Source organism: Woodsholea maritima DSM 17123 (assembly GCF_000382325.1).
In the GTDB taxonomy this organism is placed as follows: domain Bacteria; phylum Pseudomonadota; class Alphaproteobacteria; order Caulobacterales; family Maricaulaceae; genus Woodsholea; species Woodsholea maritima.
In genome coordinates, this window is sequence record NZ_KB908068.1 from 1 (window position 1) to 1473 (window position 1473).

1 protein-coding gene is annotated in these 1473 nt (G+C 57.6%); it reads left to right on the plus strand.

All coding sequences use genetic code 11. The annotated features are described in order from the left end of the window. On the plus strand, positions 1-1473 hold a 1473-nt coding region (locus tag H151_RS16665), incomplete at both ends, for a beta strand repeat-containing protein (RefSeq protein ID WP_019962459.1).

Genomic DNA, 1473 nt, shown 5'->3' on the forward strand with positions numbered 1-1473 from the left:
ATAATGGCGCGTTCAGCTTTGATGTTTCGATCGCCAGCGATGACCCGGATGAGAACCCGTTCAACTTTGTGGTCTCCGGCACAGGCACCGGCGGTGCGCCGGATATTGCCGTCAGCTCGTCTCAGGGCGGGGCGCTGACCGATGGGGTTGCGAACACGCTGGGTAATAAGGCGGTTACAACTCAAGATACGCTGACCTATACCATTACCAATGTCGGGACGGCGGACCTGACGGGTCTGGCCTTGACGGTTGATAATGAAGTCAATGTCGCTTTGGGCACGGTCACGCTGCTGACGGGGACTTCCATCACGCCCGGCGGCACGGCGGTGACCTTCCAAGTACCGTATACGCCCACCCATAATGGCGCGTTCAGCTTCGATGTGTCGATTGCGAGCAATGATGGTGATGAGAACCCGTTCAACTTTGCGGTCTCCGGCACAGGCACCGGCGGCGCACCGGAGATTGCGATCAGCTCATCTGAAAGCGGTGCGGTCAATGATGGCGCGACGGATACCTTTGTCTCAACGCCTGCGGCGGGTTCAGCCAGCACGGTGACCTATACGATCACGAACTCTGGCACCGACACCTTGACGCTCACGACCCCGACGGTGGGCACGAATATCTCTGGTGCATCCAATATCACGGTCAATTCCCTGGTCTTGGGCTCAACGAGCGTCGCACCAGGCGGGGAGACAACCACTTTGGTTGTCAATTATACGCCAACCCTGGGCGGCAGCTTTGGGTTTGCGCTTAGTCTTGCCAATGATGATGGCAATGAGAACCCTTATGATATTACCGCTTCGGGTACGGCGAGCGCGTCACCCGATATCGCGGTCAGCTCGTCTCAGGGCGGGGCGCTCACCGATGGTGTGGCGAACACACTGGGTAATAAGACTGTCGCCACGCAAGACGCCTTGACCTACACGATCACCAATCCGGGTCTGGCTAATCTGACGGGTCTGGCCTTGACGGTGAATAATGCCAGCAATGTGTCGATTGATAATACTCCAGCTTTGTCAGGGACTTCCATTGCGCCAAGTGGTACGGCGGTAACCTTCCAGGTTCAATACACCCCGACCAATAATGGCGCGTTCAGCTTTGATGTTTCGATCGCGAGTGATGATCCGGATGAGAACCCGTTCAACTTTGCGGTCTCCGGCACGGGCACCGGCGGTGCGCCGGATATTGCTGTCAGCTCGTCTCAGGGTGGGGCGCTTACTGATGGTGTGGCGAATGCACTGGGCAATAAGGCGGTCACAACTCAAGATACGCTGACCTATACCATCACCAATGTCGGGACGGCGGACCTGACCGGTCTGGCCTTGACGGTCGATAATGCCAGCAATGTCACTTTGGGCACGGTCACGGCGCTGACAGGAACTTCCATCACGCCTGGCGGCACGGCGGTGACCTTCCAGGTGCCGTATACGCCCACCCATAATGGCGCGTTCAGCTTTGATGTTTCGATCGCCA